The sequence below is a fragment of the Streptomyces sp. NPDC001410 genome (assembly GCF_042895235.1).
Lineage (GTDB): Bacteria > Actinomycetota > Actinomycetes > Streptomycetales > Streptomycetaceae > Streptomyces.
In genome coordinates this window covers 53,592-67,199 of sequence record NZ_JBIAWE010000030.1, presented here as the reverse complement: position 1 = coordinate 67,199, position 13,608 = coordinate 53,592, and the positions used below count along the sequence as shown (strand labels likewise).

The following is a 13,608-nucleotide window of genomic DNA, read 5'->3' as shown; positions in this document are numbered from 1 at the left end:
CCTCCACACCTACAACCACCACCGCTGCCACACCGCACTCGGCGGCCAGCCACCGATCAGCCGCGTGAACAACGCTGCGGGTCAATACACCTAGACCTCCAGGTCCGCCTCGATCCTCTTCAGCTGGTGGCGGGCCATCGCCAGGTTGGCCCGGGCGGAGTCCAGGACCAGGTAGAGGAACAGGCCGTTGCCGCCGCGGCCCTTGAGCAGACGGATCAGGTGGTACTGGTCCGACAGCGTGATCAGGATGTCCTCGATGTCGCCCTTGAGGCCCAGGTGCTCCATCGTGCGCATCTTGGCGCGGATCACGTCCGTGTTGCCGGCGGCGGCCACGTTCAGGTCGAAGCTCTTGCTGCCGCCCATCGTGCCCAGCGCCATGCCGCTGGTGTAGTCGACGAGCGCGACGCCGGTGGCGCCCTCGATGGAGGTCAGCGCCTCTTTCAGTGCGGTTTCGGAGTTGGCCATGGTGGTCCTCTCAGCTGTCGGTTGCGGTGCGCGCCTCGGTCGTGGTGCGTGGCGCGCGCGTGGTTCTGGTCCGTGGTGCGGGTGCGGCCTTGGTGGTCGGCCGGGTGGCTGCCGCGGCGGCTTCGGCGGCGTCGAGCAGTTCCCCGACGCGGGCGGCCGAGCGACGGCCCTCCAGATGCAGCCGGCCGACGTTGACCCGGTCCTGGGCGAGCAGCGTCAGCACGGCGGTGCGGCCGGCCGCGTAGGTGGCGACGTAGCCGTTCTCGCCGCGCACCAGCAGTTCCCGGAAGCCGGCGTTCCCGGTGGCGTCGGCCATCCGTACGGCGACGCCCAGCGCGGCCGCGGTGAGTGCCGCCAGCCCCTCCGGGTCGACACCGGGGGTGTCGTGGGCGACGGCGAGACCGTCGACGCCGGCCGCGAGGGCGCCGGTGAGCTGCGGCACGCGGGTCCGCAGCCGACGCAGCTCGTCCATGACGGCGTCGAGGTCCTGTGCGGACACCATCAGCTCTCTCCTCTCGGCGGGTTGGTGCCGTTCAAAGCGCCTCCAGCGCATCCCTGAGCCTCTTCAGCAGCGCGATGTCGGGGTCGGTGACCGTGAGCGGGGGAGTCGGGGGGACCGGCGGCGGGGCGGGGGCCACGGGTATCGGCCTGAGGAGTCCGGCCGCCGCGAGGCGGCGTACGTCCACCAGCGTGTGGAACGCCTGTCTGCCCAGGTCGCGGGCGATCTCCAGGGCCGTGCGGACGCCGTCCACCCGGTCCAGGACCGCCCGCTGACGGGGCGTGACCGGCGCTGTGGCGGCCGGGTCGGCGCGGATCAGCGGCGCGTTGTCGGCCGCCGGGTCCGGCCACAGGCGGTGCAGCAGCAGCCGGCGGCGCAGCGTCTCGCGCTCCAGCGCGATGACCGGAACCGAGGGCAGCGGGCCGAGGCGGGGCGTTCGGGCGTACCGGAAGCGGCCCGGGGCGCTGCTCGGCGACAGGGCGAAGTACCCGGCGTCGTACAGCGCGTCCAGGTGGCACAGCTCCAGCGCGCCCTCCGGCAGCAGCCCGGCGTCCAGCAGCAGCCGGGCCGCGTCCGCCGGGCCGTCGGCCTGCCCGGCAGCCCGCTGCCAGGCGGTCGTGGCCAGGGTGCCGTGGGCCGTGAGGAGCACGTCGAGACCAGGGGCATGGGGGCTCTCGGCGTGCACCACCCGGCCCTCGGCGAGGTGCAGGGTGCCGTGCTCGCGGACGAGGACGCCGGTGGCCTGCTCCTCGGCGAGCCGCCGGAGCATCGGGGACAGCGCGCCCGCCGTACGGTCCCAGGCCGCGGCCTTGTCCCGCACCGGCAGTGGCGGAGGGGTTTCGACCATCGTCATCCCAGCACCAACCGGGCGGCCATCTCGCCGAGCCGGATCCGCGCGAGGGCGAGATTGCCCTCCGCCCGGCCCAGCCACAGGTGCAGGAAGACGCTGCTGTCGAAGGACGTGTCCACGAACCGCAGCAGGTGGTAGCTGTCGTGGTTGCTGACGATCACGTCCTCGACGGGCGGGCCGACGTCGTCGCCGCCCCCGGCCGCGAAGGCGCCGTGTTCGGCGGCCAGCCGGGCCAGTTCGGCGGCCTCGGCCGCGGTGGTCTCGTGGTCACCGCCGGGGGCGTCCCCGACGGTGCCCAGGGCCAAGCCGCTCGTCCAGTCCACCAGGGAGGCTCCCCGGGCACCGGGCAACCGCATCGCTTCCAGCAAGCACTCGTCGATTCCGGGCACCCTGGCTTTCCTCCCGCCTGTGACTCCGGTTGAGTGACAGGCACACTACGCACCGTGTGCGCGAGAGGTGAGCGCTTTGGCATTTTCCGGTGGAACATGCGTCCGGCGTACTAATGTGGGTCAACTGACGACTGTTTCCGGGCAGTTGACCCAGTTGTTCGAGATGTGCCCGGGGTGCGTCAACGGCTCCCGGACGCGCGCAGGGTGGTGAGCGCGGACGCATGCGCCCCGCCGGACTCGGCCACGACCTCCGCCACGGTCTGCGGCTCCCGCACGGCAGCGAAGGCCACGCCTCCCGTGCCGTCGGGCGCGAAGCCGTAGATCCCCGGGCGGGCGAGGGAGTTGTAGGCGTAGTGGTGGGCGAAGTAGTACGCGCCCGTGTCCAGCGCCGCCGCGTAGTCGCCCTGCTCCAGCAGGGGCAGCGTGCGTCCCTCGGCGAGCAGGTCGCCCGAGAAGCAGGCCGGGCCGGCCACGTCCTGCACCACCTCGGGGCCCGACCGGGGCAGCCCCTTGGCGTCGTACGCGGCGATCCGCAGCGGCCACGCCCCGGGCGCGTACACGGTCCGCGTGGCCACCTGCACGCCCGCGTGCGTCACCGCGATCCGTCGCCCGCCGGAGCGTTTGGTGTACTCCACCCGCGCTACCACCGTGCCGTGCCTGGCCAGCAGCGACCGCCCGAACTCGGTCACCAGTCCGTACCGCCCGTCGAACAGCCCCGGCACCTCCTCGGCCAGCAGACGCGCGTACTGCGCGTACGTCGGCGCCGTCGCCTCCGCCGTGAAGTCGACCGGCAGCCCGCCGCCGATGTCGAGCGTGTCGATCTGCCGCCGCCCGATCCGCGCGTTGATCTCCTCCGCGAGCGCGTACGCCTCCGCCACGCCCCGCGCCAGCAGCGACAGCGGGATGCCCTGCGAACCGGTGTGCGCGTGCAGCCGGGTCAGCCACGGCCGGTCCGCGTACGCCCGCAGGACCCACTCCCGGGCCCCCTCGTCGCGCAGCGCCACCCCGAACTTGGAGGTCTCCGTCGCCGTCGAGGTCGCCCCGATGGTGCCGCCGCCGATCTGCGGGTTGACCCGGATGCCGAGCGGCGACCGGCCGGGCGCCGACCCGACGAGGGCGTCGAGCCGGTCCAGCTCCTGCGGGTTGTCCGCGTTGACGGCGACGCCCAGCGCGAGCGCCTCGCGCAGCTCGGCCGGGGTCTTGGCGGGCGAGTCGAGCACCGTCCGGTCCGGCGGCACCCCCGCCGCCCGTGCCAGCGCCAGCTCGCCCGGGCTCGCCACCTCCGCGCCGATGCCCTCCTCGTGCAGCAGGCGCAGCACCGGCACCAGCGGGGTCGCCTTCACCGCGAAGGCGTGCAGTACCGGCGTTCCCGGCGCCGTGACCGCGTCGAACGCCGCCCGCAGGGCCGCCGCCGACTCCCGGATGCCGGTGACGTCCAGCAGCGCCACCACGGCCGCGTCCGGCCCCAGCAGCCCCTGCTCCACCGCGCCGCGCACCGCCTCGTCCCGCCGGGCGGCCCGCTCCCGGGCCTCGCTGTAGGTGTCCTGGTCCACGACCTGTCCTCCTGTCGCCCTGCCCCAGTGTTCGGGTGATTCCAGCCAAACACCCGCGACGCGCGGACGGGGTGCCGCCGATGTATTGACTAGTTCTATTCAGGAAGTCAGGATGTGAATAGAGATAGCAACAGGAGGAGGCAGACGATGTCGGGACCCCGCCCCGTACGAGCACCGCGCGGCACGGAACTGAGCGCCCTGGGATGGCAGCAGGAAGCCGCTCTGCGGATGCTGCAGAACAACCTCGACCCCGAGGTCGCCGAGCACCCCGACAAGCTCGTCGTCTACGGCGGCACCGGCAAGGCCGCCCGTGACTGGCGCTCCTTCGACGCGATGGTGCGCACGCTGCGCACCCTCAAGCAGGACGAGACCATGCTGGTCCAGTCCGGCCGCCCGGTCGGCGTCATGCAGACCCACGAGTGGGCCCCGCGTGTCCTCATCGCCAACTCCAACCTGGTCGGCGACTGGGCCAACTGGGAGGAGTTCCGCCGTCTGGAGGCCCTCGGCCTGACCATGTACGGCCAGATGACCGCCGGTTCCTGGATCTACATCGGCACCCAGGGCATCCTCCAGGGCACCTACGAGACCTTCGCCGCCGTCGCCGCGAAGAAGTTCAACGGCACCCTCGCCGGGACCATCACCCTCACCGCCGGCCTCGGCGGCATGGGCGGCGCCCAGCCGCTCGCCGTGACCATGAACGACGGCGTCGCCATCTGCATCGACTGCGACCCGCGCGCCATCGAGCGCCGCATCGAGCACCGCTACCTGGACGTCCGGGCCGACAACCTCGACCACGCGCTCCAGCTGGCCACCGAGGCCCGTGACCAGCGCAAGCCGCTCTCCATCGGCGTCCTCGGCAACGCCGCCGAGCTGGTCCCGCAGCTGCTCGCGATGAACGCCCCGATCGACATCGTCACCGACCAGACCTCCGCCCACGACCCGCTGTCCTACCTGCCGGTCGGCGTGGACTTCGAGGACATGGCCGACGCCGCCGCCAAGGACCCGGCCGGCTTCACCACGCGAGCCCGTGAGGCGATGGCGAAGCACGTCGAGGCGATGGTCGGCTTCATGGACGCCGGCGCCGAGGTCTTCGACTACGGCAACTCCATCCGCGGCGAGGCCCAGCTGGCCGGCTACGACCGCGCCTTCGCCTTCCCCGGCTTCGTCCCCGCCTACATCCGGCCCCTGTTCTGCGAGGGCAAGGGCCCCTTCCGCTGGGCCGCCCTGTCCGGCGAGGCCTCGGACATCGCCAAGACCGACAAGGCGATCCTGGAGCTCTTCCCGGAGAACGAGTCCCTGCACCGCTGGATCAAGATGGCCGGCGAGCGTGTCCACTTCCAGGGCCTGCCCGCCCGTATCTGCTGGCTCGGCTACGGCGAGCGCGACAAGGCCGGCGAGCGCTTCAACGACATGGTGGCCTCCGGCGAGCTGGCGGCTCCGCTGGCCATCGGCCGCGACCACCTCGACTGCGGCTCCGTCGCCTCCCCGTACCGCGAGACCGAGGCCATGCTCGACGGCTCCGACGCGATCGCCGACTGGCCGCTGCTGAACGCGATGGTGAACGTGGCCTCCGGTGCGTCGTGGGTGTCCATCCACCACGGCGGTGGCGTGGGCATGGGCCGCTCCATCCACGCCGGCCAGGTCACGGTGGCCGACGGCACGAAGCTGGCCGGCGAGAAGATCCGGCGCGTCCTCACCAACGACCCCGGCATGGGTGTCATCCGGCACGTGGACGCCGGCTACGACATCGCGGAGTCGGTCGCGCAGGAGCGCGGGGTCCGGGTGCCTATGCGCGAGGGTGACCAGGCGTGACCTTCCACAGCATGTGGGCGGAGCTGCTGCCGATCGGCCGCAGCTCCGCCTCCGGCGGCTACCGGCGCTACTCCTGGACCGGTGCCGACGCCGAATGCCGGACCTGGTTCCAGGAGCAGGCCGAGGCGCGCGGGCTGGCCTACGAGGTCGACCGGAACGGGAACCAGTGGGCCTGGCTCGGGGACCCGGCCGCCGGGGACGCCGTCGTCACCGGGTCGCATCTGGACTCGGTGCCGGACGGCGGCGCCTTCGACGGGCCCCTCGGGGTCGTCTCCTCCTTCGCCGCCCTGGACGAGCTGCGCGGCAGGAACGTGCGGTTCGCCAAGCCCCTGGCCATCGTCAACTTCGGTGACGAGGAGGGTGCCCGGTTCGGGCTGGCCTGTGTCGGCTCCCGGCTCACTGCGGGGGAGCTGACCGTCGAGCAGGCCCATCGGCTCACCGACGGCGACGGGATCAGCCTCCCCCAGGCCATGGAGGCCGCCGGGTACGACCCCGACGGCATCGGGGCCGACCCGGAGCGGCTGGCCCGCATCGGCGCCTTCGTCGAGCTGCACGTCGAGCAGGGCCGCGCGCTGGACCTGTCCGGCGACCGGGTCGGCATCGCCAGTGCCATCTGGCCGCACGGCCGCTGGCGCTTCGACTTCCGCGGCGAGGCCAACCACGCCGGCACCACCCGGCTGGTCGACCGGCACGACCCGATGCTGTCGTACGCCGAGACCGTGCTGGCCGCCCGCCGGGAGGCCGAACTCGCCGGTGCCGTCGCCACCTTCGGCAAGATCTCCGTCGAGCCCAACGGCGTCAACGCCATCCCCTCCCTGGTGCGCGGCTGGCTCGACTCCCGCGCCGCCGACCAGCAGACCCTGGACACGGTCGTCGGCGGCATCGAGAAGGCCGCCCGGGAGTACGCGGACGCCCACGGCATCGACCTCGACGTCGTCCGGGAGTCCTTCACCCCGGTGGTCGAGTTCGACCACGCGCTCCGTGACGAACTGGGCCGCATCCTGGGGACGGCGAGCGACCGCCTGAAGGTGCCCGTCCTCGGGACCGGTGCCGGACACGACGCCGGAATCCTCTCCGGGCGCATTCCGACCGCCATGCTGTTCGTGCGCAACCCCACCGGCGTCTCGCACTCCCCGGCCGAGTTCGCGGCCGAGGACGACTGCGTGGCCGGGGTGAGCGCGCTCGCCGACGTACTGGAAGGGCTGGCCTGCACGTGACCACACGGACGTACTGGCTGGAGCACGCCTGGCTCGACACCGACGTCGAGCCGGGCGTGGCCCTGGACACGGACACGGAGGGCGGCCGTATCACCGCTGTCCGCACGGGCGTCGCCACCCCGCCGCCCGGCGCCGAGATCCTGCGCGGACTGACCCTCCCCGGCCTGGCCAACGCCCACTCGCACGCCTTCCACCGGGCGCTGCGCGGCACGGTCCAGGTCGGCTCCGGCACCTTCTGGACCTGGCGCGAGGTGATGTACTCCGTCGCCGACCACCTGACTCCGGACACCTACCACGCCCTCGCCCGCGCGGTGTACGCCGAGATGGCCCTGGCCGGCGTCACCTGTGTCGGCGAGTTCCACTACGTGCACCACGCCCCCGGCGGCAAGCCCTACGCCGACCCCAACGCCATGGGCGAGGCGCTGATCGCGGCGGCCGCCGAGGCCGGAGTCCGCATCACCCTGCTGGACACCGCCTACCTCTCCTCCGGCTTCGGCGCGCAACCCGACGCGCACCAACTGCGCTTCTCCGACGGAGATGCGGAAGCCTGGGCCGAACGCTGTGCAGTTCTCAAGGAGCGGGACCACGCGCGGATCGGCGCTGCGATTCACTCCGTACGGGCCGTGCCCGCGGACCAGTTGGCGACCGTGGCGCGGTGGGCCGAGGAGCGGCGGGCCCCGCTGCACGTGCACCTGTCCGAGCAGACGGCGGAGAACGACGCCTGCCAGGCCGCGCACGGCTGCACCCCCACCCGGCTGCTCGCCGACCACGGCGTCCTCGGGCCGCGCACCACCGGTGTGCACAACACGCACCTCACCGACGAGGACATCGCGCTGCTCGGCGACTCCGGCACCGGCACCTGCATGTGCCCGACGACCGAGCGCGACCTCGCGGACGGCATCGGCCCCGCCGTCGCCCTGCAGCGGTCGGGCTCCCCGCTCTCCCTCGGCTCCGACAGCCACGCCGTCATCGACCTGCTCGAAGAGGCACGCGCGATGGAGCTGAACGAGCGGCTGCGCTCCCGCACCCGGGGCCACTGGACCGCCTCGGCGCTGCTGCGGGCCGCCACCGCCGACGGCCACGCGGCCCTCGGCTGGACGGACGCCGGCACCATCGAACCCGGTGCGCTCGCCGACCTGACGACGATCGCCCTGGACTCGGTCAGGACGGCCGGGCCGCTGCCCGGGCTGGGCGCCGAGACGGCCGTATTCGCGGCGAGCGCGGCGGACGTACGGCACACGATCGTGGGCGGCCGCCAGGTCGTACGGGACGGTGTGCACGCGCTCGTGCCCGACGTGCCGTCGGCACTCGCCGAGGCGATCGACGCCCTGCGCGGCTGACCACCGCCGAACCCGCCGAACCCCGACCGGCCACCCCTGAGGACACCATGAGCAGCAGCACCGTCATCACCAACATCGCCACGCTGGTCACCAACGACCCCTCCCTCGGTGACGGCTCCCCCCTCGGTCTGGTCCAGGACGCGGCCGTCGTCGTCGACGGCGACCGCGTCGCGTGGACCGGTGAATCCAGCAAAGCACCCGCCACTGACAACCGGGTCGACGCGGGCGGCCGGGCGGTGCTGCCGGGCTTCGTGGACTCCCACTCGCACCTGGTCTTCGCCGGCGACCGCACGCAGGAGTTCAACGCCCGCATGTCCGGCCGCTCCTACACCGCGGGCGGCATCCGCACCACGGTCGCGGCCACCCGCGCCGCGACCGACGCGGAACTGGAGGCGAACCTCACCCGCTACCTGGACGAGGCGCTCCGCCAGGGCACCACCACCTTCGAGACGAAGTCGGGCTACGGCCTCACGGTCGAGGACGAGTCCCGCGCCCTCGCCATCGCGGCCCGGCACACCGATGAGGTGACGTACCTCGGCGCCCACATCGTCTCCCCGGACTACGCCGACGACCCGGCGGCCTACGTCGCCCTCGTCACCGGCGAGATGCTGGACGCCTGCGCGCCCCACGCCCGCTGGATCGACGTCTTCTGCGAGAAGGGCGCCTTCGACGGCGACCAGGCCCGCACGATCCTGACCGCGGGCAAGGCCAAGGGCCTGCACCCCCGCGTCCACGCCAACCAGCTCTCCTACGGCCCCGGCGTCCAGCTGGCCGTCGAACTGGACGCGGCGAGCGCCGACCACTGCACCCACCTCACGGACGCGGACGTCGACGCCCTCGCGAACGGCGACACGGTCGCCACGCTGCTGCCCGGCGCCGAGTTCTCCACCCGCGCCGAGTGGCCGAACGCCCGCCGCCTCCTGGACGCGGGCGTGACGGTCGCCCTCTCCACGGACTGCAACCCGGGCTCGTCCTTCACCTCGTCCGTGCCCTTCTGCATCGCCCTGGCCGTCCGGGACATGCGGATGACCCCCGACGAGGCGGTCTGGTCGGCCACCGCGGGCGGTGCCGCGGCCCTGCGCCGCACGGACATCGGCCGGCTCACCCCGGGCGCGTACGCGGACCTGACGCTCCTGGACGCCCCGAGCCACGTCCACCTGGCGTACCGGCCGGGTGTGCCGCTGGTCAGCGGGGTCTGGCGCAGGGGCGAGCGGGTCGTGTGAGGGTGCGGGCGGGGGTCGTGTTCAGGCGGCCCCCGCCCGCCACCGCTGCTCCGGACCCCCGTACAGCGGATCCAGCCCCACCCCGCCCCAGTCCTCCGGCGTCACCGCCGTCTCGATGGCGATCGCCGGGCGGATCGTGCCGTCGGGGTCGACGGTGAAGCGGAGGTTCTGGCCGTTGGAGCCGTAGACCGAGTCGCAGCCCCAGATGCCCACGCCGCGGTCGGTCGAGCCGCGGCTGTCCAGGCAGAAGTCGGAGTCGGCGGCCGAACGGAGGACCCCCAGGTAGGTGTCCAGGCGCCAGCGCTGGGTGGGGGAGTCGGAGCAGCGGGCCGTGATGACGTCGTTGCCCTGGGAGAGATCGCCGTCGCGGATGTCGAGGCAGCGGCCCGTGCCGCGGTTCACCACCTGGGCGTAGGTGCTGCCCGGGGGCGAGAACGAGGGCCTGGGGGACGGACTCGGGGTGCGGCTGGGGCGTGGCGACGGGGTCGGCCGGTGCGAGGACCGCTTCGGGGACGGGGACGGGGACGGGGACTTGGTGGTGCGGGTCGGGCTCGGCGAGGGCGACGGGGTCAGTGAGACCGTCGCCGTCACCGTCACCGGTGGGGGTGTGGGCGTCGCGGCCACCGGCTGCCGGCCGGAGTCGTCCGGTGAGGACAGCAGGAACACCAGCAGCGGGAGCAGGGACACGCCCAGGGCCGCCGAGGCCAGCAGGTAGCGGCGCTGGGGCGGCCAACTCCCCTGGGCGGCAGGCGGTTCGGGGGCGAGAACGGGCTCGTCGGGGCGGATGTACGCCGTTCCGTTCCACGGCAGCAGGCCCTCCGCCAGGGTCTGCCTCGGAGTGTCCCGCAATGCGGTCAGATCCTCGAACGCGGCCGAGCAGTAAGGGCAGTGGGCCCGGTGGGCGTCCAGGTCGGGGCTGCGGCGGGGCCCGTCCTGCCGTACCGCCTCCTCGATCAGCCGGCGGAAGTCGGCGCAGCGCGGGTCGTCGGAGGCGGCCAGACGGTGTCTCAGGCACGCCTCGGCCAGGGACTTGAGGGCCGGCTGGGTGCAGTGGGCCACGTCCGCGCGGCTCAGACCGAGGAAGGCCGCGGTGCGCTCCACGGGCTCCGCTTCGAGGACGCCGTACCAGATCAGGCCCTGGGTGCGGGACGGGAGCGTCTGGAACGCCGGGAGGAGGGGAGGGGTCGGGCCGTCGGGCAGGCCGCTGGAGTTCAGGACCAGGAGCAGGGCCGGGTCCACGCCCGCGGAGCGTTCGTCGGCCGCCCAGCCGGCGGCCAGTTGCGCGGTGAGCAGCAGGAGTTGGTGGCGCAGCGGGACGCTCGGTTCCCGGCCGCGGGCCGTCTCACGGGCCGCCGTGGTGATGGCCTCCGCCGCCAGCCGGCGTGCGGCGGACTCGCTCGCGGTGCACAGCCGGGCGTAGGCGAGCACCGCCGGGTGGTGCCGGCGGCGCAACTCCTGCAGTGCCGGGTAAGCCGTCGGGGTGGGGGCGCGCAGCAGTTCCGTCAGCCGCGCGTCCGGTGCGGCCGCGTGTTCCGCACCCGCTTCGGCCCGGTCGCCGCCCTGAGCCATCCCGCACACTCCGTCCCCCGAGGCCTTTGACGTACCAGTCAGTTGTGGGGGCCCATCGTGGTGGAGGGGTGCGGTTCGGAAAAGACGTTTCCCGGGGTAACCACATAACGGTTCGGGTGCTCGAACACGGCGAAGCGGCCCGGCGCCGTCGGCCGAGCCGCTTCCCACGGGTGACGGAGGGTCACTCCTCCAGGGTCAGGCCCCTGCGCAGCCGCACCAGGGTCCGCGACAGCAGGCGGGAGACGTGCATCTGGGAGATGCCCAGTTCCTCGCCGATCTCCGACTGGGTCATGCCCGCGACGAAGCGCAGGGAGAGGATCTTCCGGTCCCGGGGCGGGAGTTCGGCGATCAGGGGCTTCAACGACTCGACGTACTCGATGCCTGCGAGTCCGTGGTCCTCGTATCCGATGCGGTCCGCGAGCGCGCCCTCGGAGTCGTCCTCCTCGGGCTGGGCGTCCAGGGAGGAGGCGGTGTAGGCGTTCGAGGCGGCCATGCCCTCGACGACCTCGTCATTGGACAGGCCGAGCCGCTCGGCGAGTTCCCCGACCGTGGGGGCGCGGTCCAGCTTCTGGGCCAGTTCGTCCCCGGCCTTGGCCAGGTCCAGGCGCAGTTCCTGCAGCCGGCGCGGTACGCGCACGGACCACGAGGTGTCGCGGAAGAAGCGCTTGATCTCGCCGATGATGGTCGGCATCGCGAAGGTGGGGAACTCCACACCGCGAGTGAGTTCGAAGCGGTCGATCGCCTTGATCAGGCCGATGGTGCCGACCTGGACGATGTCCTCCATCGGTTCGCTGCGGGAGCGGAAGCGGGAGGCCGCGAACTTGACGAGCGCGAGGTTCAGTTCGACGAGCGTGTTGCGGACGTACGCGTACTCGTGCGTGCCTTCCTCCAGCGACGCCAGCCGCTCGAAGAGGTTCTTGGACAGGGCCCGCGCGTCGACGGGGTCGACCTCGTCGAAGGGCGGGATCTCCGGGAGCCCCGCGAGGGGGTCATGGGTGTCGACGGGATCGAGGGGGTGATCCAGTTGTTCCCGTGGGGGTGTCGACGTCGCGTTACGGGTAGGCGATTCGTCGAGCCGGGGTGACATGGGTGTCCTCCGTCGTTCTCGGCATATGGCTGCCGAAGCCAATACGTGCACTGCGGTGTGCGGCGCCTCCGAAGCCGGCGTGTAGGGATGTGTGTCCCTACTAGCCCTACCTGCTTCGGCAAGTCGATCGCAAGTACGTTCTGTAGTGATCTGTCCTACTATGTGAGGTTGTTCGGGTGTCGGAGAGTGTGAGGAAGGCGTAGTGTTCGAGGGCGTCAGTAGCAGCCACGACCTCGGGAGAGAGACGGCATGGACCACGGGATGGTCGGCAGCGCACAGTCGGGCCGGCTACTGGTGGAGGTGCGCGAAGTGGGCTCCAGTGCCGTAGTGACACCGGCCGGTGAGCTCGATCACCACACCGCCGATCTTCTGCGCGAGCCGTTCGACGACCTCCTGGGCAAAGGATTCTCACGCCTCGTGGTGGACTGCTCACGGCTGGAGTTCTGTGACTCCACCGGCCTGAACGTATTGCTCGGAGCCCGGCTGAAGTCGGAGGCCGCCGGTGGCGGAGTGCACCTGGCCGGGATGCTCCCGGCGGTCGCCCGGGTGTTCGAGATCACGGGAGCGGGGGCGGTCTTCACTGTCCATGACTCCCTGGAGGCGGCGCTGGCCGGCGAGGCCGACTGAGACCCGCGCCCCGGCCGTCCCCTTGTGGGGCCGTGGCCCGGCGTGGCGCGCGTCATGCCCAGGGCGGGGGTGTTCTCCCGGATCCGCCGGGCAGGAGAATGCTGAACGCGTCGGCCGTTGGGGGGGCGGACCGCCCGGGGAACCGGCGAAACGGCCCCCGGCGTGACGTATGAGCTATTGAGTCGTGTGCTTTTGAATCGTGTACTGGTGAATCGGTGAGGTGAAGCGCTGATGAGCACCACCCGGCCTTACTCGCCGGGCGACCGCGGCCCGGAGCCGAGCGGCGCTTCCGGGGCGTCCGAGGGGGGTGCGCCGGAGGACGGCGCGTCCACGGGGGCAGCCGCGCCGTCCGTGTCGTCCGAAGGCGTGCGGGAAACCCCGCGGGAGACCCCGGGGCGGCAGATCCGCAGGCTGCGCCTGGACGGTGAGAGCGGGGTCGTCCCGCTCGCCCGCGACTTCGCCCGCCAGGCGCTCTACGCGTGGGGCTGGCTGCCCGCCGCCTCCGCCGACCGGCGGGCCGCCGCCGAGGACGTCCTGCTCGTCGTGTCCGAACTGGTCACCAACGCCTGCCTGCACGCCGAGGGCCCGGAGGAACTGCTCCTCGCCCGCGACGACAAGGTGATCCGGGTGGAGGTGACCGACCGCGGCGCCGGCCAGCCGGCCCCCCGCACCCCGCACCGCGCCGGACGCCCCGGCGGCCACGGCATGTTCATCGTGCAGCGGCTCTGCCTGGACTGGGGCGTCGTCCGCACGCCGGGCCGCTCGGGCAAAACCGTTTGGGCAGAACTGGGCGCCCCTGTCTGAGTGTTCGGGTGGCCGGCCGGACCCGGTCACCTGAGTCTCCGTCTCCACTCGAACCCCCTTTCGCACGCGCCGGATCGACACAACTCCGGCGTGTGCTGCGTCTTCCCTCCTCAAGGCCCCCGGCGTACCTTGACGGCCGAATCTGATATGCCGTCAGGAATGAATGGGGTGGA

13 protein-coding genes are annotated in these 13,608 nt (G+C 72.6%); 6 read left to right on the top strand and 7 right to left on the bottom strand.

Annotated features, from left to right (window positions below; translation table 11 throughout):
• Positions 1-90 precede the first annotated feature (90 nt).
• From ACFY3C_RS42895 to ACFY3C_RS42875, 5 genes are all read right to left on the bottom strand, one after another.
• Complete coding sequence (locus tag ACFY3C_RS42895; RefSeq protein ID WP_386573163.1) at positions 91-465, bottom strand: hypothetical protein; 375 nt, start codon at positions 463-465, stop codon at positions 91-93.
• A gap of 10 nt (positions 466-475) precedes the next feature.
• Positions 476-967 (bottom strand): roadblock/LC7 domain-containing protein, encoded by a 492-nt coding sequence (locus tag ACFY3C_RS42890; protein WP_390774765.1) that lies wholly within the window; start codon positions 965-967, stop codon positions 476-478.
• Between the two features lie 31 nt (positions 968-998).
• The gene (locus ACFY3C_RS42885) at positions 999-1,817 is read right to left on the bottom strand and encodes a transcriptional regulator (protein ID WP_386573161.1); all 819 of its coding nucleotides are present in this window, start codon (positions 1,815-1,817) and stop codon (positions 999-1,001) included.
• Positions 1,814-2,203 carry a hypothetical protein gene (locus tag ACFY3C_RS42880; RefSeq protein WP_386573160.1) on the bottom strand — a complete coding sequence of 130 codons (390 nt, stop codon included), beginning with the start codon at positions 2,201-2,203 and terminating at the stop codon, positions 1,814-1,816. Before ACFY3C_RS42880 ends, ACFY3C_RS42885 begins: the two co-directional genes overlap by 4 nt.
• A 179-nt stretch (positions 2,204-2,382) precedes the next feature.
• A complete protein-coding gene (locus ACFY3C_RS42875) occupies positions 2,383-3,756 on the bottom strand; it encodes a diaminopimelate decarboxylase (protein ID WP_386573159.1) in 1,374 nt (457 codons plus the stop codon).
• A 147-nt stretch (positions 3,757-3,903) separates the two neighbouring features.
• Between ACFY3C_RS42875 and hutU the strand changes: the two genes are divergently transcribed.
• The 4 genes from hutU to hutI are packed head-to-tail and all read left to right on the top strand — an operon-like array spanning position 3,904 to position 9,348.
• Positions 3,904-5,568: a urocanate hydratase gene (gene hutU / locus ACFY3C_RS42870; RefSeq protein ID WP_389175880.1), complete on the top strand. Its 1,665-nt coding sequence runs from the start codon at positions 3,904-3,906 to the stop codon at positions 5,566-5,568.
• Entirely contained in the window at positions 5,565-6,785 is a 1,221-nt protein-coding gene (locus ACFY3C_RS42865; protein WP_386573157.1) for an allantoate amidohydrolase, read from the top strand. The genes hutU and ACFY3C_RS42865 overlap by 4 nt, the downstream gene beginning before the upstream one ends.
• Positions 6,782-8,125: a formimidoylglutamate deiminase gene (locus ACFY3C_RS42860; RefSeq protein ID WP_390774764.1), complete on the top strand. Its 1,344-nt coding sequence runs from the start codon at positions 6,782-6,784 to the stop codon at positions 8,123-8,125. The genes ACFY3C_RS42865 and ACFY3C_RS42860 overlap by 4 nt, the downstream gene beginning before the upstream one ends.
• Positions 8,126-8,172: 47 nt before the next feature.
• Entirely contained in the window at positions 8,173-9,348 is a 1,176-nt protein-coding gene (hutI, locus tag ACFY3C_RS42855) for an imidazolonepropionase (RefSeq protein ID WP_386573155.1), read from the top strand.
• 21 nt (positions 9,349-9,369) lie between these two features.
• On the opposite strand, the gene ACFY3C_RS42850 is transcribed toward hutI, so the two are convergent.
• Positions 9,370-10,917 (bottom strand): ricin-type beta-trefoil lectin domain protein, encoded by a 1,548-nt coding sequence (locus tag ACFY3C_RS42850; protein WP_390774763.1) that lies wholly within the window; start codon positions 10,915-10,917, stop codon positions 9,370-9,372.
• Between the two features lie 181 nt (positions 10,918-11,098).
• Complete coding sequence (locus tag ACFY3C_RS42845; protein ID WP_390774762.1) at positions 11,099-12,004, bottom strand: RNA polymerase sigma factor SigF; 906 nt, start codon at positions 12,002-12,004, stop codon at positions 11,099-11,101.
• A 249-nt stretch (positions 12,005-12,253) separates the two neighbouring features.
• Between ACFY3C_RS42845 and ACFY3C_RS42840 the strand changes: the two genes are divergently transcribed.
• Together ACFY3C_RS42840 and ACFY3C_RS42835 are read left to right on the top strand one after the other, a co-directional pair.
• A complete protein-coding gene (locus ACFY3C_RS42840) occupies positions 12,254-12,631 on the top strand; it encodes an STAS domain-containing protein (protein WP_386573152.1) in 378 nt (125 codons plus the stop codon).
• 231 nt (positions 12,632-12,862) lie between these two features.
• Positions 12,863-13,435 carry an ATP-binding protein gene (locus ACFY3C_RS42835; protein ID WP_390774761.1) on the top strand — a complete coding sequence of 191 codons (573 nt, stop codon included), beginning with the start codon at positions 12,863-12,865 and terminating at the stop codon, positions 13,433-13,435.
• The last annotated feature ends 173 nt before the right edge of the window (positions 13,436-13,608 follow it).